Source organism: Croceitalea dokdonensis DOKDO 023, assembly GCF_001306415.1.
Taxonomy (GTDB): domain Bacteria; phylum Bacteroidota; class Bacteroidia; order Flavobacteriales; family Flavobacteriaceae; genus Croceitalea; species Croceitalea dokdonensis.
The window spans coordinates 644,927-662,727 of record NZ_LDJX01000001.1 but is presented as its reverse complement, the minus strand read 5'-3'; the positions used below and the strand labels follow the sequence as shown (position 1 = coordinate 662,727).

Sequence of the window (17,801 nt, the reverse complement as noted above, 5' to 3'; positions counted from 1 at the left end):
GTGGACATGGGTTTTTTTGTAGACATTTTACTACCCATACCTTTGGAAAGGCTATTTACCTATAGCATTGATGCCAGTGACGCGACAGACATACAGCCCGGAATGCGCATATCAGTGCCTTTCGGAAAATCAAAGATTTATACCGGCCTAGCCATTAAGGTGCACCAGAACCCACCTACTGCATACGAGGCCAAGCCCATTCACCAAATCTTGGATACCGTTCCCATGGTACTGCCAAAACAATTACAGCATTGGCGTTGGATTTCTACCTATTATCTATGTACGTTGGGAGAGGTATTTCGTTCCGCTGTGCCAAGTGCATTTTTGTTGGAAAGTGAAACCATCATTTATGCAAATAAGTTTGATGATATAGAGTCCCTTGACTTGTCCGATGAAGAGTATTTGGTACTAGAGGCCCTGCAGCACCAGTCGTCATTAAAAGTGGATGAATTGGTAAGTATTGTAGAACGTAAAAACGTTATCCCTTTAATCAACGGTCTGGTCAATAAAAAACTGATACATACCAAAGAACAATTGTTTCAGCAGTACCAACCAAAAATGGTGAAGTACGTAAAACTTCAACAGCACTATGAGTTCGAAGAAAACCTACAAACGGTTTTGGATGGATTAAAAAGAGCACCCAAACAAATGGATGCTGTGTTAACGTATTTTCAACTAACTTCCCAAACAAAAAAGCCACTTAGGCTAAAAGAATTGGAGGCCAAGAGTAAGGCTGCTTATGCCACTATAAAAGGCCTTGTGGACAAAGGTATTTTTGAGTTTTACGAAATGCAGACGGATAGGGTTACGTTTGAGCCCAACTCCAAGATGGTAAGCGACCTTGTTTTTAATGAAGAACAATTGACGGCCTTGGGCAGCATAAAGAAAAGCTTTAAAATTAAAAAGCCATGTTTACTGCATGGGGTAACCTCCTCTGGTAAAACAGAGGTATATGTTAACTTAATTTCAGAGGTCATATCCACGGGAAAACAAGTGTTATACCTGCTGCCGGAAATTGCCCTAACCACCCAGCTTATTGCCAGGTTAAAAGCCTACTTTGGAAATAAGATTGCGGTTTTCCATTCAAAATACAGCCTTAACGAAAGGGTAGAGGTATGGAATGGGGTACTGCAAGGTAAATCAAGTGCCCAAATCGTGATTGGTGCCCGGTCCTCCATTTTTCTTCCATTTTGCAATTTAGGATTGGTTGTGGTGGATGAAGAGCATGAAAATAGTTTTAAGCAATTTGATCCTGCACCAAGGTACCATGGGAGGGATGCCGCAGTTGTTCTTGCAAAACTCCATGATGCCAAGTGTTTGCTAGGTTCTGCCACGCCCAGTTTGGAGTCTTACCAAAACACCATGACCGGCAAGTATACCTTGGCAAAAATCACCCAACGTTATGGCAACGTATTAATGCCGCAGATAGAGTTGGTAGATATTAAAGAGGCTACCCGAAAAAAAAGGATGAAAGGCCGTTTTTCTGATCGTCTTTGGAATGAAATAACAGAAACCCTTGACGCCGGGGAACAGGTCATCATTTTTCAAAATCGGCGTGGGTTTGCCCCTATTGTGGAATGTACCAGTTGTGGCCATGCCTCGCAATGTCCCAATTGCGACGTTAGTTTAACCTTTCATCAAAACAGGAATCAACTAAGGTGCCACTATTGTGGCTATCATTCGGCCATATTAAAAACATGTCAAGCGTGTGGGAATGCCACCCTGGACACCAAAGGTTTTGGGACGGAACAGGTCCAGGAAGAATTGATCGGGCTCTTCCCGGACCGCACTATTGGCCGTATGGATTTGGATTCCACAAGGGGTAAGTTTGCATATGCCAAAATCATTAATGCCTTTGAACAGCATGAAATGGATATTTTGGTTGGTACCCAAATGGTAACCAAGGGATTGGATTTCAGAAACGTGGGTCTTGTTGGTGTAATGAATGCGGATAATTTATTGAATTTTCCAGATTATCGTGCCCATGAACGCAGTTTTCAGCTACTTACCCAAGTGGCAGGTAGGGCAGGGCGTACGGAAAAAAGGGGCAAAGTGCTCATACAGACCTATAATCCCTATCATTCCATCCTACAACAAGTTTCCAACTATGATTATGATCATATGTTCGCGGAACAATTGTACGAACGCGAACAGTTTAAATATCCACCCACCAATAAAATCATAAAACTAACCTTAAAGGACAAAGACTACAACAAACTCAATGAAGCTTCGGATTGGTTCTGTGGTTCGTTAAGGAATGTCCTTAATGCCCAAGTCTTGGGACCTGAGTATCCTGCCATTGCCAGAATACGCAACCAGTACCACAAACATGTTATCATAAAAGTGAAAAAAGCCAACCAAACAGAGGGCATAAAAAAAAGCATTAAAAGGGTTCAAAACTCTTTCAATGCTATTTCTAAGTATCGTAGCATCCGTTTGGCCTTTGATGTGGACCATGTATGATGCGGTTAAACGTTGGCCAAAGCCTCTGCCAATTCTGTCTTTTTGTTTCGGCTCAAGGGTATTTGTCTTCCACTGACCTCTACATTTTTACTGTTGAATTTTTCTATCTTCTCAAGATTTACAATGTAGGACTTGTGTATTCTTAAGAATTTTTCTGCGGGCAACTGCTTTTCAAAAGATTTCATGGTAGATAAAATCACAATATTGGCTTCATCTGTCACCAACTTAATATAATCTCCCAAAGCCTCGATCCATTTGATGTCATTAAGGATAACCTTACGTTTTTTAAGGTTACTCTTCACAAAAATATGCTCTTCATCCTCATCAATCCTGTTGATTTGCTCGTATTTGGCAACCGCCCTTTTGACTGAGGCCTCAAATCTAGCCAGCGTAATGGGTTTGTGAAGGTAATCCGTTACGTCATAGTCAAAAGCCTTGAGCGCATAGTCTGGCTTACCGGTAATAAGAATCACCTGTGGTGGATTGTCAAGTGCTTCTAACAAGTCAAAACCACTGATAATAGGCATTTCAACGTCTAGGAAGATAACGTCTACCTCATGGTTTTTGAGTCCATTTTTAGCCTCTATAGCATTGCTATATTCGGCAACCAAAGCAAGATGTGGGTGATTGTTGACTAACTTCGCAACAGCCATCCGCTGCATCGAAGAGTCATCTACAATAATACATTTAAGTTTCATAAATTGGGGTGATTTGTGGGGTTAAATCATCGGCAAATTACACAAAAACAACGATAAACTGCAACAAAAGATGTAAACATGGTCGTTTATGTTGTGTAGGTAGCTTTTAGCACGATGTAGGGTCATTTTAAGTTTATAGGTGTTAATAACTTCTTTTACGATAAACGAACATTTTTTAAAATTCTTGTGAAAGGCGCTAATTATGTTTACTTTTGCGCACCTTAAAAACAAATACATAATATGAATCATTACGAAACTGTTTTCATTTTGAATCCCGTTCTGTCTGATACACAGATAGAGGAAACAGTTAAGAAGTTTGAGGATTTCTTAATTAAGAATGGTGCCAAAATGGTGGCAAAAGAAAACTGGGGGCTTAAGAAATTGGCTTACCCAATCCAGAACAAGAAAAGTGGTTTCTACCACTTATTTGAATTTGCAGCTCCAGGTGAGGCCATTGGTCCTTACGAGCTAGAGTTCAGGAGAGATGAACGCATCATGCGATTTTTAACCGTGAAATTGGACAAGCACGCCGTGGCTTGGGCAGAGAGAAGAAGAACAAAATTAAAATCAAAAGCGTAAGGTATGTCCTCTATAGAACAACAAGCAAAATCAAAAAAAGATGGGGAAATCAGATATTTAACCCCGTTGAACATTGAGACCAATAAGCAAAAAAAGTATTGCCGTTTTAAGAAATCAGGAATCAAGTACATTGATTATAAGGATCCTGATTTTTTAATGAAACTTGTGAACGAGCAAGGTAAATTGTTACCGCGTAGGTTAACAGGTACTTCCCTGAAGTATCAGAGAAAAGTTGCACAAGCGGTAAAGCGCGCGCGTCATTTGGCTTTGATGCCTTATGTAGGTGATATGTTAAAATAATAAAAGACGGATAAATGGAACTTATTTTAAAACAAGATGTACAAGATTTAGGTTTTAAGGATGACGTCGTTACCGTTAAGAATGGTTACGGAAGAAACTACTTAATCCCTCAAGGTATGGCCACGTTGGCTACCCCGTCTGCAAAAAAAGTGCTTGCTGAGAATTTAAAGCAAAGGGCACATAAGGAAAAAAAGGTGGTTGACGCTGCGCAGAAAGTAGCGGAAAACCTAAAAGCTTTGGAGATTAAGATACCTGCAAAGGTAGGGGCCGGAGATAAACTGTTCGGTTCTGTGTCCAACGTAGACCTAGCCGCCGCTCTGGAAAAAGCTGGCGAAAGTGTTGATCGTAAATTCATCACCATTCAAGGTGGGACGGTCAAGAGAACGGGTCCTTACAATGCTAAAATTAGGCTTCACAGAGAGGTAATTGTAGAATTCCCTTTTGAAGTAGTAGCGGAGGCAAAGTAATTAATTACCTATCGATTAACTTTAAAGAGCTATGCCTGCATAGCTCTTTTTTTTGTTATTGTCATGAAGTATAAAAGGCTATCAAAAGAACAGTTTTTAGAGTTGCACCAAGAATTTATCAATTTTTTGGCCACACAGTCCATCACTGCCCAAGAATGGAAAGACATCAAGGCCAACAAGCCAGAGGTCGCAGAACAGGAATTGGATGTGTTCAGTGATTTAATATGGGAAGGCGTATTAAGTAAAGTAACCTATTTAGAGAATATTTCTGAGCGGCACATGCACCTGTTTGAACTTGCCGAGAAAGAAATGAAATTGATTTCCGTAAAGGTGCTGAATCCAGAGATTGATTTACGGACCAAAGTGGGCTTTGGATGGTTTAAACGTAATTTCCAATCGGATTTTGTGGAATACCTAACAGCGTCAAAAGCTTATGGTGAGGATAAAAATGCAGATAAGTTTGGATTAATTCAGCAAGGCGCCGTAATCACCAAAGGCGAACTTTACAGATGGTTCGATGAGATGATTGGATAGCAAATTTGTTTCTACTGTAAAACCTAAGATGCACAAACCGTTATATTTGTTTGATAATTACTAGTTCATGGCACACAAACCTTCGATACCAAAGGGGACAAGAGATTTTTCACCTGCGGAAATTGCCAAGCGCAATCATATTCTAAATACCATAAAAGGGCAATTCCAGCGGTTTGGGTTCCAACCCATAGAGACCCCTAGTTTTGAGAATTCTGAAACGCTATTGGGAAAATACGGTGAAGAGGGAGACCGCTTAATTTTTAAGATTTTAAACTCGGGCGATTTTATATCCAAGGTGGACGATGTTACCTACAGTTCCAAGAATTCCAGTTCCTTAGCCCCTAAAATTACGGATAAAGCCCTTAGGTATGATTTAACGGTACCCTTTGCGAGATATGTGGTGATGCACCAAAACGAGATTGATTTTCCTTTTAAACGGTATCAAATACAGCCCGTTTGGCGTGCCGATAGACCGCAAAAAGGAAGGTTTAGGGAGTTCTACCAGTGCGATGCTGATGTAGTTGGCGCAAATTCACTTTTACAGGAGGTAGAGTTCATACAATTGTACGACGCGGTTTTTACGGATTTAGGATTAACGGGAACCACCATAAAAATGAACAACCGCAAAGTGCTTTCTGGAATTGCAGAGGTAATTGGTGCGCAACATTTGCTGGTAGATTTTACCGTGGCCTTGGATAAATTGGATAAAATAGGGGAGGGGAAGGTCAAGGAAGAAATGTTGTCCAAAGGTATTTCAACAGCTGCGATACAGAAAGCAAATCCACTATTTCAAATGCGGGGTAATGCGGCAAGCCAGCTAGAGCAGTTAAGGGAATTATTGGAAGATTCTGTAATTGGCCTTCAGGGCATTCAGGAGATGGAAGAAATTATCAGCGCGGTGAACACTCTTGGCCTGCGGTCTGCCAAGCTGGAGCTGGATGTTACGTTGGCCCGCGGTTTAAACTATTATACAGGTGCCATTTTTGAGGTTTCTGCACCGGAAGGCGTTGCTATGGGATCCATAGGCGGTGGCGGTCGATATGATGACCTTACTGGTATTTTTGGGCTTAACGATGTAAGTGGTGTGGGAATTTCATTTGGACTGGATAGAATTTATTTGGTCTTGGAGGAACTGGACTTATTTCCTAAATCCATAGGCCAATCGTTGCAGGTGTTATGTCTTAATTTTGGAACGGAGGAGGGTTTGGCCGCGTTAAAATTGGTATCTCAAATGCGTACAAAGGGAATAAAGGCAGATATGTACCCCGCTGCCACTAAGGTGCAAAAACAGTTTAAATACGCCGACAAACGAAACGTGCCATACGTGATTTTACTAGGAGCTAAGGAATTAGAGGAAAACTGCTATATTTTAAAGGACATGGCCTCGGGAGAGCAAACCACCTTTAAAATAAATGATATCCCAGCGTTTTTATTAGGATAATCTAGGGTGTTAATCTCTTTTTAATAGCCGATAGCACAAAACCAAAACGCTCCTCTGAATTTGGGATTAGACCTTGGTGTTTTTCTGCAATCCATGATTTAAATTCGGTTATCGAAATCCATTGTAAGGCCTCAACCTCGCTTTCTTGTTTTATGAGGGGCGTACTTTTATCCAATCGATAAAGAAATACATGTGTAAACTCCCTATCAAAAATACCATTGGGGTGTTTTTTTTCCTTTTTGTATACCTGTAATTTAACTAGCTGGTCCTTGACAATGGTTACGCCCAGTTCTTCTTGGCATTCCCGGAATGCGCCTAACTCCGGGGTTTCTCCGGCGCCAATATGCCCAGCCACGGAAACATCCCATTTTAGAGGGTAGGTTTCCTTATGTTTCCCTCGTTGCTGCAGCAAAAGGCGACCGTCATCAGTATAGCACCAAACATGGATGGTAGGATGAAAAAGCCCCTTGGCATGTGCCACGGACTTTAATGCCGTTTGCCCCGTATAGTTGCCTTTATCGTCAAGAATATCAATTAATTCATCCAAGTTAGGTCGTTCTAGATTATTAGCTCGGTTAACGGGCAACGTGTCTTTTAGGGGTGTAGTCAAATTAAACGTCTTTTTCAAAAGCGCCCCAGGACTTCACATGGTTTGGTTATGTTTCAAGTATTAAAGAAAATCTCTTGTGATCTTAAGTTAAATCGCTGGTCTTACTCAAAATAACTAAAGGTTTCCCCAGCTTTTATGGTCAATAAGGTTTCGTATATCAACCTAATCACATTTTCAACATCATCTTTATGTACCGTTTCTACCGTAGTGTGCATATAGCGCAGGGGTAATGATATCAATGCAGAGGCCACCCCACCGTTACTGTAGGCAAAAGCGTCCGTGTCCGTTCCGCTGGAGCGCGAGCTGGCGGCACGTTGGAATTGGATGTTGTTTTTTTCTGCTGTTTCTATGATGCGGTCCCTAAGTTTTTGCTGAACGGCCGGGGCATAGGCAATAACCGGGCCCTTGCCTATTGCGGTGTCCCCTTCTGTTTTCTTGTTGATCATGGGAGTAGTGGTGTCATGGGTAACATCTGTAACTATGGCTACATTGGGTTTTAAACGTTGGGTAATCATTTCCGCACCACGTAGACCAATTTCCTCTTGTACAGAGTTGGTGATGTACAGTCCAAAAGGTAAAGTCTTTTTATTTTCATGCAATAGACGGGCCACTTCCGCTATCATAAATCCACCGGCCCTGTTGTCTAGGGCGCGGCATACATACTTATTTTTGTTCAACACCTGGAATTCATCTGGGTAGGTGATGACACAGCCCACGTGCACCCCCATCTTTTCCACCTCTTCCTTATCTGTGGCCCCTATGTCAATAAAGATATTATCAAGCTTTGGTGCTTCCTCTTTTCCACTTCTACGGGTGTGGATTGCTGGCCAACCAAAAACCCCTTTGACGATGCCATTTTTGGTATGGATATTCACCCATTTAGAAGGAGCTATCTGATGGTCACTACCACCATTTCTAATGACATAAATTAGTCCATTATCCGTGATATAATTAACGTACCAAGAAATCTCATCAGAATGTCCCTCAATAACTACTTTGTATGTTGCCTTAGGATTTATGACAGCCACGGCCGTTCCATAGGTGTCCGTGATAAATTCGTCCACATATGGTTTAAGGTATTCCATCCATATTTTTTGACCCTCCCATTCATACCCCGTAGGAGAGGCATTATTTAGGTATTTTTCAAAAAATTTAAGGGATTTGGAAGTAATAATTTTCTTAGTAGCCATGTATTTCTTTTAGGGTACAAACATAGCAATATTCACTTTTATTTAATAATATAAGCTGGCCTTTATCGTTACTTTTGGTATGGTTTATGACCAATTGAAAACCATGTTTAAAACTGTTATTTTTTATCTGGTATGCTGCTTGGCGATGAGGGTGGGTAGCCAAGAGTTACAAAAAGTGGATACCACGGACGTCTACTATGTTCGTATGTCTGGGGATTCGGTATTGATGAAATCCATAGAGTTGGAGGATGTTTATCTTTTTGGAAAACTAGAGTTTGACAGTAAGGAGGAGAAACTTAGGTACTATATTCTGCGAAGGAAAACCCTAAAGGTGTATCCTTATGCCAAGTTGGCCGCGGAACGTCTGGTGGAGTTGAATGACAGTATTGCTTTGATCACAAAGAAGAGAAAGCAAAAAAAATATACCAAAAAAGTTCAAAAGTATATTGAAGGTGAGTTTTCGGATGAATTAAAAAAGTTGACTAGAACAGAGGGGCAGATTCTGGTTAAACTGATTCACAGACAAACTGGAGATACGGCCTTTGATTTGGTTAAAAACCTAAGAAGTGGGTGGCGGGCATTCTGGTACAATACCACCGCAAGCGCTTTTAATATAAGTTTAAAGGAAGAATTTGTGCCTACCGAGGTGCATGAGGATTATCTTATTGAGGATATCTTGCAACGCGCTTTTGCCTCCGATAGGTTGGAGCGGCAAAAATCCGTTTTGGATTATGATTACGCAACTTTGGTCAATAAATGGAAACCGGGTAAAAAGTAACGGTACCCTATTTTTTTTTCTCTCCAAAAACAGCTGTCATCACAATTTTTACAGAACGGAACCCTAGGTAAATGGCCAAGCCAGCTAAAAATACACCCACGACCAAAACAGGTACAAAAAGGGGTTTGTCCGTATTTTTAAAAGCTTGATATAGCACAAGAGGCGCTGCGAACATAGCTAATGTGGTATATAAAAATGATTTAATCCCCTTAACCAATAGGTCCTTGTCCGTTCTTTTCATCCTTCAAAAATAAGTGGTGCAGTTGAATTTTACTATATCAGAATCGATAGATACCAATAGCTTTCTTGTAATTGCTCGGAAAAATTCAAAAGCTATCGTTGAAAGAAGGTAGGGTACAATAATTTTTAGGTTTTTATTTTAGTGTAACTTGGTATTCGTATTTAGGGTTGAGAGACTTTTTAGGCACGCATTTAAACTAAAGTATTATGGCTAAGACAAGCTGTGTCCAAATAAGTTCTTTACCGTTATGTTTAAGACATTGAACCAATTGAATATCTTTTGCAGAAACCTAAAGGGCAATGTTAGATAAATTTTTACTACTTCCGGATAAGTTTAAAGGCTCATTAACGGCAGAGGAAGTCATTTCTGCCATGGAAGAAGGTATTAGCACTGTCTTTCCTAGGGCTAAAATTTCTAGTCGTATTGCCTCTGATGGGGGCGATGGTTTTCAGGCTGCCATTTCTAAATATCTTAAGGTAACGGCAATTGACTGCGAAACGGTAAATGCATTGGGCCAACCCATTTACTCCTCCTTTTTATTTGATGGGAAAAGTAAATCCGCATATATAGAATTGGCAAGCGCATCTGGTCTTGCACAGCTTCCAGTGCACAAACGTAACCCATTAATTACGTCTACTTTTGGAACTGGGTTGCAAATAAAAAAAGCTATAGCAATGGGAGCTAAAACCATTTATGTTGGTTTAGGCGGTAGTGCCACTAACGATGGTGGTTTGGGAATTGCGCATGCTTTAGGATATAAATTTTTTGATTCAAACGGGGCATTAGTGCGGCCAATGGGGAAACAGTTGGGTGCGGTGACGGATTTTAAACCCCCTAAACCATTTAAAGAGATTTCATTTTATGCCGTTAATGACGTTGACAATCCGCTATGTGGAGATAATGGAGCTTCAGTAATCTATGGACCACAAAAGGGGGCAACGCCAAAAGCAGTATTGCAGCTAGAAGAGGGCTTAACCGGCTTAAGTGCTTTGGTTGAGAAAAGAACTGGAACCGATTATGGTAATATTCCAGGAGCTGGTGCAGCAGGGGGAGCGGCATTTGGATTAAAAGCCTTTTTTAATGCAGAATTTTTAAGTGGAATAGAATTTATGTTTAATGTAATGAAAGTGCAAGATTTGCTAGAAACCAAGCAATTCGATTATATTTTTACCGGGGAGGGGCGTATGGATGAACAGACCCTTAATGGAAAATTAATTGCCGGAGTGTACCGTTTGGGCCTAAGATATGGCGTCCCTGTAGTTGCCTTTTGTGGTAAGGTAGATTTGGAAGAAGATGTACTACGAAATCATCCTGGACTACAGCTTGTTGAAATTGGGGATGGCACAAAGAGCCTTACTTACAATATGGAAAATGCCCATAGATTGTTGTCGGATACGGTAAGTGATTATTTAAAGAATCCCTAGCATGGAAATACTTATCTTATTAGTGGCCGTTGGCTTCATTGTTTTTGCAACTGTTAGACTTAAAATGCACCCTATTTTTAGTTTGGTTTTGGCAGCTATTATTGCTGGTTTTTCCTTTGGGATGCAACCTAAAGCCTTAATGGATACCATAGCAGACGGTTTTGGGAAAACATTGGGTAGTATTGGTTTGGTTATTGCTTTTGGCACTGTCATTGGTGCCTATTTAGAAAAGACCGGTGCTACCAATGTCTTAGCCACATCTATCCTAAAACTTGTTGGATTGAAACATTCACCTATGGCATTGAACCTTGCGGGATTTGTGGTGAGCATACCGGTGTATTGTGACTCTGGTTTTGTGATTTTATCCTCTTTGACTTCTTCTCTCAGTAAAAAATCCAACATTCCAAAGTTGGTATTTGCCATTGCCTTGGCCAGTGGATTGTATGCGGCGCATGTGTTTGTTCCTCCTACACCCGGCCCCTTGGCCGCGGCTGCCATTTTGGAGGCAGATTTGGGACTTGTTTTAATTTTGGGTCTAGTGGTGGCCATTCCAGTTTCTTTGGTAGGTTGTTATTGGGGCAAAATCATAGGCCCAAAACTTCAAGAGTTGGAAGTTGCCCAATTAAGGACAGCAAACTTGGAACAAACCAAAAAGACAAAAACAACCTCGCTAAAAGCCTTTTTGCCTTTAGTGCTCCCATTGGTTTTAATCGGATTAAAGTCGGCTGCGGAATATCCTACCTATCCTTTTGGGGAAGGTGTTGTTTTAAACATGTTGTCCTTATTTGGCAACCCTATTATAGCATTGCTGATAGGGGTTTTATGTTGTCTACCTTTGGCCCGTGGTATAGAAAAATCAAAGCAAAGCCAATGGATTATTGAAGCTTTACGTTCTGCGGGATTAATAGTCCTGATTACGGGTGCAGGCGGCGCCTTTGGCGCTGTTTTGAGAACCGTGGACATGGCCAGTATGATTCCAACCGCGGTAAACTCTGTTGTAGGAGGCTTGGTAACGGCCTTCATTATTGCTGCGCTTGTAAAATCTGCGCAAGGGTCATCCACCGTTGCCATCATAACCACCGCAGCTATTTTGGCTCCCTTGATGGAAAACTTTGGGTTGGTACTTGTGCCACAAAAGGCACTATTGGTATTGGCTATTGGTGCAGGTGCCATGACGGTATCCCATATTAATGATAGCTATTTTTGGGTGGTTTCCCAATTGTCCAATATGGATTTAAAAAATTCGCTATTGGGGCATACCATAGCTACCTTTTTTCAGGGTGTTACCGCACTGGTATTGATTGTTATTTTAAGTTTTCTGGTATGATTATTCAATGATAATCGTTTGTTTAAATTCTTGGACCACTGCAAAATAGCCAAGGGCAAAGTCATTTGGACGTTGCACGTTATCAAATATGTTTACATTATCCAGTCCAGTAACATCAAAGATATTGCCCCTGACGGTTGCTGCGGGAGTTTGAAAAACACCACCGTTATTTTCTGTCTGTTCCAACAACAGGTCTATGTAATTAAAGAACTGTTGGTCCGCACCAAGAATGCTTATTTCCAAACGTGTACCAGGCTGTAAACGTTCATCGTAAAAGTAGGAGAAGGTGAATTGTTGTCCATCTGTAAATTCATCATTTACTTCCAAAAAATTCCCAAATCCAAAATCAAAGACATAGTAGTTTTCTTGTTCGGGAATATCAGTAAATGTAACTACTACCTCCGTTTCTTCTTGATTAAATAAAGTCTCATTTCCCTGTGTTATACCGTCAATTGGTACTGTTGGGGAGAAAAGGGTTTGAGCTGCATATCTATTACCTTTATGCTCAATCACCAGAAAAAATTCTGTATTTTCATTCAAGAATTCTGTCCTGATACGATCGTCCGTGTCCGTTCCGGGGATATAACTTGGAACGTAAATGCCAGAGCCTGGATTCGTTTCCACTAATACCGAGGTCCCAAAATTAAGGTCAAAAGGATCTTCTTCATTAGCTTGTCCTATAAGGATTACCGCGCTTTCCAGCTGGGTAATAGTGTTTTCTTCAAAAAAAATGGAGGACTCCTTAACCCGGATTTGGACATCTACGAATTCTTCTGCCATGTCTACCCTAACAATTCCGTTCACCACCAGTCTGGTCTCAGGTTCCAGTAAGTTTACTTCTATTACATCTTCACAGGATGAAAAAGGAAGGACAACTGGGAGGGCAATGATTAACCGCCGCCAAACTATTTTTTTAATTAACATCAATGGTTTCTTTAAATTCCTGTACTACGGCGAAATAGCCCAAGGGAAAATTGTCTGGCCGGTTTACGTTGTCAAATAAAATATCATTATCCAGCCCAGTGACATCAAATACATTGCCCCTAACGGTGGCCGCCGGGGTCTCAAAAATACCGCCGTCATTCAAGGTTTGTTCGACCAGTAAATCCATATAATTAAAAAAATCTTGATCTGCCCCTAAAATGCTTACCTCCAAGGATTCTCCAGATGAAATATCTCTTTCTGGGAAATATGAAAATTCAAACTCTTGGCCATCAATGAATTCATCTTCCAGAGTTAGAAAATCACCATTACCAAAATCAAAAACATAAAAATCTTCTGAGTCCAAAACATCTGTGATGGTGATTTTTAATTCAATATCGTCTTCACCAAATAAGGTGTTAACACCTTGGGTTATAGTATCTATGGGCACTGTGGGTGAAAAAGGCGTTCTTGCAGCGTATCTTCTTCCTTTGTGCTCTAAAAACAAAATGAATACCGTGTTGGGGAAAATGTTACTCGTGCGGATTCTTTGGTCTGCATCAAAGCTCAAATCAGGGACGTAAATGCCGCTACCGGGCTCCAATTCAGTTAATGAGGATGAAAAATTATTAGGGTCAAGTTCTAAATTCTCCGGGGAATCAGGATTAAATCTCCCATAAATTATTGTGGCGTTATCATCTAAGGAAGTAGGAACATTGTCATTAAAAAAATTGGTAGTTTCTGAAACCTTAATTTGTATGGGTGCAAACTCTTGGCTCATATCTACCCTAATCAAACCATTAACCACAAGTCTTGTCTCAGTTTCTTGCAATTCAACATCAATTACATCTTGGCAAGAAGTTAAGAGAAGTATCGTTAAAACCAGAAATATCAACTGTTTCATGATTTAAAACTTAAAATTATAGGTTATGGACGGGACAACTCCAAAAATCGCCGTTCTTACGGCTTCGTTTCTGCCGGTATCCTGGTTTTGTCGAAAGTTGATTGATGCTGCATTCATCCTATTGTATACATTGTAAATACCAAAAACCCATTCTGATTGAAAGGAACGTCCTTTATTTTTTGACGGAACATAGGTGGCAGCTACATCCAGTCTATGAAAATTTGGAAGTCTTGTTTGGTTGCGTAGCCCAAAAAATGGTACCACCACATCTTCAAATTCAAACTGGCCTACAGGAAAATTTGTGGGCTGTCCAGTTTGGTAAATAAAGTTAGCGTTAAAATTCCATTGCTCATTGAGTTCAAAATTACCAAATAGGGAAAGGTCATGGGTTTTGTCAAAAGGGGTGCTGTACCATTCTCCAAAATTGATTCCCGTTTCCAAATTGGAACGGCCATTGTCCACTACCGGTGCCCTTCCAGGGGTGCGCTGTTCGGAACGTGACAAGGTATAGGCCAACCAGCCTTGGAATCTACCCTCATTTTTTCTGAAAAGCAGTTCTAGACCATAGGCCCTTGCTTCCCCGTTTAAAATTACCTGTTCTATGGCGTCGTTTGCAATGAGGTTGGCACCGTCTATATAGTCTATTCTGTTTTGGATATCCTTATAGAAGCCTTCAACCTCCAAAGAGTACGCTCCTTCATTAATATTTTTGAAATATCCCAACGCAAACTGGTCCAGTAATTGTGGCTCAATAAAGGGTCCACTTGGCGCCCAAACGTCTAAAGGTGTGGGTGAGCTTGTATTGGACAACAAATGTAAATATTGGGCCAAACGTGTATAACTGCCTTTGAGGGAAGTATTATCATTTAGGGTGTACGAAGCAGAGATACGCGGTTCCAAATTGGTAAATGTGGAAAGATTGGTGTTCCTGCCGGGGTTGATGGTGTCCACAGGGGTTGCCTCTCTGTATACCAATTGAAAGGGATCAAAAAGCACCGGACGGTTATTTTCATATACAAATAACTCATCCTGCCCCAAACGGTTAAAATTGCTTACCCGCAGTCCGTAGTTAACACTAAGCTTGTTTGTTAGTTGTTGCTCAACATCTATATAGGCTGCGGCCTCGTTGGCATATTTCTTGGTAAGTTGGGCCTCTACAATTCCGGAATCATCGCGATTTGGCTGAATACGCCCAGGGTTAAAACTGTAGTAAATATTATTTAGACCATAATTAATTTGAAGCTTGTCGTTGATATAATGCTTCAAATCATATTTAAAATTAAAATTTTGGATTCCAGATTCCCATTCAAATCCAACGAAATCCAGTTCAAGCCCATAAAAATAGTCGGAGTAAATTAAGGAAAGATTAGAAAATAATTTATCCGAGAATAAGTGATTCCATCTAAAATTGCCTACTGCATTACCGTAGACGTTTACAAAGCTATCATCTATGCTAAACAAGTCCCTACCGAAGTATCCGGAGAGATAAATGCTGTTGTTTTCATTGATTTTATGGCTGATTTTGGTATTTAAATCATAAAAATAGGCACTGTTGTTAATGTCGAACAAGGGTAAAAAAAGATGGGCGTAGGAGCCACGACCTCCAACCAAAAAAGAAGTTTTATCCTGTTTTATGGGACCCTCTATGAGCAGCCTGCTCGCCACGGCCCCAATACCTCCGTTGACCTTTACTTCCTTACTGTTTCCTTCTTTTTGAAAGATTTCAAGAACCGAGGAGACCCTACCTCCATAACGTGCAGGAATGCCCCCTTTAAATAGTTTTACATCTTTAATGGCGTCAGGGTTAAAAACAGAAAAGAAACCAAATAAATGGGAGGAGTTAAAAATAATGGCCTCATCCAGCAGGATTAGATTTTGGTCCGCGGCACCGCCCCTAACATTAAACCCTGATGAGGCCTCCCCCGCACTGGTGACCCCTGGAAGTAGGAGTAGGGATTTGATTACGTCTGCCTCGCCAAGTACTACAGGTATTTTTTTGATGGTCTGGACAGATACGGTATTAACGCTCATCTGGGGTTTACGTATATCCAAGCGTTCCTTATTTTCCGAGACCACAACCTCATCCAATTGTTGTGCAGCTTCCCTAAGGTTAAAATTAATTTTCTGATTTTGGTCAAGGGTGATGTTTTGTTCCACATCCTGAAATCCTAAATAACTAACGATAACCCGGTATTTCCCTTTGGGCAAAGTAATGCTATAAAAACCGTATTCATTGGTTACAGTGCCCGTTTTTAGGTTTTCTATGATGATGGAAACGCCAATTAAACTCTCGTTGCTGGCAGCTTCAGAAACAGTTCCACTCAACGTAAACCGCTCCTGCCCATGTGCCATTACATTAATAAAAATCAATGCTAGGATGGTTAAAACTTTCTTTTTGATCATGTTTAAAAATTACTTGGCGTTAGCCATTGGAAAGTGGAGACAGGCACATTAGGTACATTTCGTATATTCCTTATAAAAATAGGGAATACTTTATATATGTTTAAGGCTTTGCACACTACATTAAGCTGAAATTGTCCAAAATGTTTTTTATAAGTATTGTAAAAACTAAAAAAGCGCCTAACCTTTGGATAGACGCTTTGTTGTGCAGTAAATAGTTCTGTTTAGGAACGTATTTCCTTAATTCTAGCTTTTTTACCGGTAAGTTCCCTGAAGTAGAAAATTCTAGCCCTACGTACCTTACCTTTTTTATTCACTTCAATTTTTTGAAGTGCAGGCATGTTCACGGGAAAAATACGTTCAACTCCTATGGTGCCAGACATTTTTCTGATGGTAAAGGTTTCTGTGGCACCACTACCTCTTCTTTGGATGACCACACCTTTAAAGAACTGCGTCCTTGTTTTCTCTCCCTCCTTGATTTCGTAATATACGGTAACCGTATCTCCGGCAGAGAAATCTGGAAATTCTTTCTTTGTTACAAATTCGTCTTCTACAAACTTTATTAAGGACTCCATTTTAATCTATTTATGGATTGCTTAAAAACAACATTCACGATTATCGTCAGAGGTTACTTTTAATGAGGTGCAAAATTAATTTTTATTTTGTGAAACGCAAGAAGTTTTATGGTTTTTATTGGAAGCCCATGTTTGTGATTAGCATAGGTTTGCTTGCAAATTTGATCGGTGTTTCCCTGGGATACATCACAGGCAGGCTCAGCTGGAAATTACTTGAGCAGGTCAGGCCTTCTTTTTTCCGTACGTTCGTAAGCCTGTTCCTCCCGCCACTGCTCGATTTTAGGGAAATTACCGCTCAATAAAACATTGGGCACCTTATCACCTTTGTATTCAGATGGTCTGGTGTAGACCGGTGGCGCCAACAAGTTATCTTGGAAGGTATCGGTCAATGCAGAGGTTTCATTGTTCAACACACCAGGAATCAATCTAATGATACTATCGGACAACACAGCCGCCGCCAGTTCACCACCAGAGAGTACGTAATCGCCTATGGAAATTTCACGTGTGATTAAGCGGTCCCTTACACGTTGGTCCACACCTTTGTAATGCCCGCATAAAATAATAAGGTTGCCTTTTAAGGAAAGTTCGTTGGCCATTTTTTGGTTTAAGGTATCCCCGTCTGGGGTCATATAAATGACCTCATCATAGTTCCGTTCAGACTTTAATTTGGCAATACAATTATCAATAGGTTCTATCATCAATACCATCCCGGCGCCCCCTCCAAATTGATAATCGTCTACTTGATTATAATTTCCAATAGAAAAATCCCGTAGGTTATGGAGGTGGACCTCAACCAATCCCTTTTCTATGGCCCGCTTTAAAATGGAAGCTTCAAACGGACTTTTTAGAAGTTCTGGGAGTACGGTAATAATATCAATTCGCATGTACTTAAATCATCGGTAATTAGACAAATGGGGTCGTTACCCATTCTAAAACAGTAATTGTGCCA

At 40.6% G+C, this 17,801-nt stretch carries 18 protein-coding genes; 9 read left to right on the top strand and 9 right to left on the bottom strand.

The window, feature by feature from the left end:
* Positions 1 to 6: 6 nt before the first annotated feature.
* Positions 7 to 2,463, top strand: coding sequence for a replication restart helicase PriA (gene priA, locus I595_RS02855; RefSeq protein ID WP_054558024.1), 2,457 nt, complete (start codon positions 7 to 9; stop codon positions 2,461 to 2,463).
* Between the two features lie 5 nt (positions 2,464 to 2,468).
* On the opposite strand, the gene I595_RS02850 is transcribed toward priA, so the two are convergent.
* Complete coding sequence (locus tag I595_RS02850) at positions 2,469 to 3,161, bottom strand: LytR/AlgR family response regulator transcription factor (protein ID WP_054557868.1); 693 nt, start codon at positions 3,159 to 3,161, stop codon at positions 2,469 to 2,471.
* Between the two features lie 240 nt (positions 3,162 to 3,401).
* Between I595_RS02850 and rpsF the strand changes: the two genes are divergently transcribed.
* From rpsF to hisS, 5 genes are all read left to right on the top strand, one after another.
* On the top strand, positions 3,402 to 3,740 hold the full coding sequence (gene rpsF, locus I595_RS02845; RefSeq protein WP_054557867.1) for a 30S ribosomal protein S6: 339 nt from the start codon (positions 3,402 to 3,404) through the stop codon (positions 3,738 to 3,740).
* Positions 3,741 to 3,743: 3 nt separating this feature from the next.
* Positions 3,744 to 4,040 (top strand): 30S ribosomal protein S18, encoded by a 297-nt coding sequence (rpsR, locus tag I595_RS02840; protein ID WP_054557866.1) that lies wholly within the window; start codon positions 3,744 to 3,746, stop codon positions 4,038 to 4,040.
* 14 nt (positions 4,041 to 4,054) lie between these two features.
* Positions 4,055 to 4,507, top strand: coding sequence for a 50S ribosomal protein L9 (gene rplI, locus I595_RS02835; RefSeq protein ID WP_054557865.1), 453 nt, complete (start codon positions 4,055 to 4,057; stop codon positions 4,505 to 4,507).
* 63 nt (positions 4,508 to 4,570) lie between these two features.
* Positions 4,571 to 5,041 carry a DUF6495 family protein gene (locus I595_RS02830; RefSeq protein ID WP_054557864.1) on the top strand — a complete coding sequence of 157 codons (471 nt, stop codon included), beginning with the start codon at positions 4,571 to 4,573 and terminating at the stop codon, positions 5,039 to 5,041.
* Between the two features lie 67 nt (positions 5,042 to 5,108).
* Positions 5,109 to 6,482 (top strand): histidine--tRNA ligase, encoded by a 1,374-nt coding sequence (gene hisS / locus I595_RS02825; RefSeq protein ID WP_054557863.1) that lies wholly within the window; start codon positions 5,109 to 5,111, stop codon positions 6,480 to 6,482.
* A gap of 1 nt (position 6,483) precedes the next feature.
* On the opposite strand, the gene I595_RS02820 is transcribed toward hisS, so the two are convergent.
* Positions 6,484 to 7,092 (bottom strand): NUDIX hydrolase, encoded by a 609-nt coding sequence (locus I595_RS02820; RefSeq protein ID WP_245628210.1) that lies wholly within the window; start codon positions 7,090 to 7,092, stop codon positions 6,484 to 6,486.
* Positions 7,093 to 7,193: 101 nt separating this feature from the next.
* On the bottom strand, positions 7,194 to 8,282 hold the full coding sequence (locus tag I595_RS02815) for a M42 family metallopeptidase (protein WP_054557862.1): 1,089 nt from the start codon (positions 8,280 to 8,282) through the stop codon (positions 7,194 to 7,196).
* 103 nt (positions 8,283 to 8,385) lie between these two features.
* On the opposite strand from I595_RS02815, the gene I595_RS02810 reads away from it, so the two are divergent.
* Positions 8,386 to 9,060, top strand: a complete 675-nt coding sequence (locus I595_RS02810) for a DUF4294 domain-containing protein (protein WP_083467483.1) — start codon at positions 8,386 to 8,388, stop codon at positions 9,058 to 9,060.
* A 7-nt stretch (positions 9,061 to 9,067) separates the two neighbouring features.
* On the opposite strand, the gene I595_RS02805 is transcribed toward I595_RS02810, so the two are convergent.
* On the bottom strand, positions 9,068 to 9,301 hold the full coding sequence (locus I595_RS02805; RefSeq protein WP_054557861.1) for a DUF6095 family protein: 234 nt from the start codon (positions 9,299 to 9,301) through the stop codon (positions 9,068 to 9,070).
* Between the two features lie 299 nt (positions 9,302 to 9,600).
* Between I595_RS02805 and I595_RS02800 the strand changes: the two genes are divergently transcribed.
* Complete coding sequence (locus tag I595_RS02800; RefSeq protein WP_054557860.1) at positions 9,601 to 10,725, top strand: glycerate kinase; 1,125 nt, start codon at positions 9,601 to 9,603, stop codon at positions 10,723 to 10,725.
* A 1-nt stretch (position 10,726) separates the two neighbouring features.
* Entirely contained in the window at positions 10,727 to 12,052 is a 1,326-nt protein-coding gene (locus I595_RS02795; RefSeq protein ID WP_054557859.1) for a GntP family permease, read from the top strand.
* On the opposite strand, the gene I595_RS02790 is transcribed toward I595_RS02795, so the two are convergent.
* From I595_RS02790 to trmD, 5 genes are all read right to left on the bottom strand, one after another.
* Complete coding sequence (locus I595_RS02790; RefSeq protein WP_054557858.1) at positions 12,053 to 12,976, bottom strand: DUF4249 family protein; 924 nt, start codon at positions 12,974 to 12,976, stop codon at positions 12,053 to 12,055.
* Entirely contained in the window at positions 12,966 to 13,877 is a 912-nt protein-coding gene (locus I595_RS02785) for a DUF4249 family protein (RefSeq protein WP_054557857.1), read from the bottom strand. Before I595_RS02785 ends, I595_RS02790 begins: the two co-directional genes overlap by 11 nt.
* A gap of 3 nt (positions 13,878 to 13,880) precedes the next feature.
* Complete coding sequence (locus tag I595_RS02780) at positions 13,881 to 16,280, bottom strand: TonB-dependent receptor (protein WP_054557856.1); 2,400 nt, start codon at positions 16,278 to 16,280, stop codon at positions 13,881 to 13,883.
* Positions 16,281 to 16,501: 221 nt separating this feature from the next.
* On the bottom strand, positions 16,502 to 16,852 hold the full coding sequence (rplS, locus tag I595_RS02775) for a 50S ribosomal protein L19 (RefSeq protein WP_054557855.1): 351 nt from the start codon (positions 16,850 to 16,852) through the stop codon (positions 16,502 to 16,504).
* A 209-nt stretch (positions 16,853 to 17,061) separates the two neighbouring features.
* Positions 17,062 to 17,736, bottom strand: a complete 675-nt coding sequence (gene trmD / locus I595_RS02770) for a tRNA (guanosine(37)-N1)-methyltransferase TrmD (protein WP_054557854.1) — start codon at positions 17,734 to 17,736, stop codon at positions 17,062 to 17,064.
* Positions 17,737 to 17,801: the final 65 nt, after the last annotated feature.

What these genes read in the sequence shown, in the direction of transcription:
- priA (WP_054558024.1), top strand. Translation starts at nt 7, where the DNA reads ATGGGTTTTTTTGTAGACATTTTACTACCCATACCTTTGGAAAGGCTA.
- I595_RS02850 (WP_054557868.1), bottom strand. Translation starts at nt 3,161, where the DNA reads ATGAAACTTAAATGTATTATTGTAGATGACTCTTCGATGCAGCGGATG.
- rpsF (WP_054557867.1), top strand. Translation starts at nt 3,402, where the DNA reads ATGAATCATTACGAAACTGTTTTCATTTTGAATCCCGTTCTGTCTGAT.
- rpsR (WP_054557866.1), top strand. Translation starts at nt 3,744, where the DNA reads ATGTCCTCTATAGAACAACAAGCAAAATCAAAAAAAGATGGGGAAATC.
- rplI (WP_054557865.1), top strand. Translation starts at nt 4,055, where the DNA reads ATGGAACTTATTTTAAAACAAGATGTACAAGATTTAGGTTTTAAGGAT.
- I595_RS02830 (WP_054557864.1), top strand. Translation starts at nt 4,571, where the DNA reads ATGAAGTATAAAAGGCTATCAAAAGAACAGTTTTTAGAGTTGCACCAA.
- hisS (WP_054557863.1), top strand. Translation starts at nt 5,109, where the DNA reads ATGGCACACAAACCTTCGATACCAAAGGGGACAAGAGATTTTTCACCT.
- I595_RS02815 (WP_054557862.1), bottom strand. Translation starts at nt 8,282, where the DNA reads ATGGCTACTAAGAAAATTATTACTTCCAAATCCCTTAAATTTTTTGAA.
- I595_RS02810 (WP_083467483.1), top strand. Translation starts at nt 8,386, where the DNA reads ATGTTTAAAACTGTTATTTTTTATCTGGTATGCTGCTTGGCGATGAGG.
- I595_RS02805 (WP_054557861.1), bottom strand. Translation starts at nt 9,301, where the DNA reads ATGAAAAGAACGGACAAGGACCTATTGGTTAAGGGGATTAAATCATTT.
- I595_RS02800 (WP_054557860.1), top strand. Translation starts at nt 9,601, where the DNA reads ATGTTAGATAAATTTTTACTACTTCCGGATAAGTTTAAAGGCTCATTA.
- I595_RS02795 (WP_054557859.1), top strand. Translation starts at nt 10,727, where the DNA reads ATGGAAATACTTATCTTATTAGTGGCCGTTGGCTTCATTGTTTTTGCA.
- I595_RS02790 (WP_054557858.1), bottom strand. Translation starts at nt 12,976, where the DNA reads ATGTTAATTAAAAAAATAGTTTGGCGGCGGTTAATCATTGCCCTCCCA.
- I595_RS02785 (WP_054557857.1), bottom strand. Translation starts at nt 13,877, where the DNA reads ATGAAACAGTTGATATTTCTGGTTTTAACGATACTTCTCTTAACTTCT.
- I595_RS02780 (WP_054557856.1), bottom strand. Translation starts at nt 16,280, where the DNA reads ATGATCAAAAAGAAAGTTTTAACCATCCTAGCATTGATTTTTATTAAT.
- rplS (WP_054557855.1), bottom strand. Translation starts at nt 16,852, where the DNA reads ATGGAGTCCTTAATAAAGTTTGTAGAAGACGAATTTGTAACAAAGAAA.
- trmD (WP_054557854.1), bottom strand. Translation starts at nt 17,736, where the DNA reads ATGCGAATTGATATTATTACCGTACTCCCAGAACTTCTAAAAAGTCCG.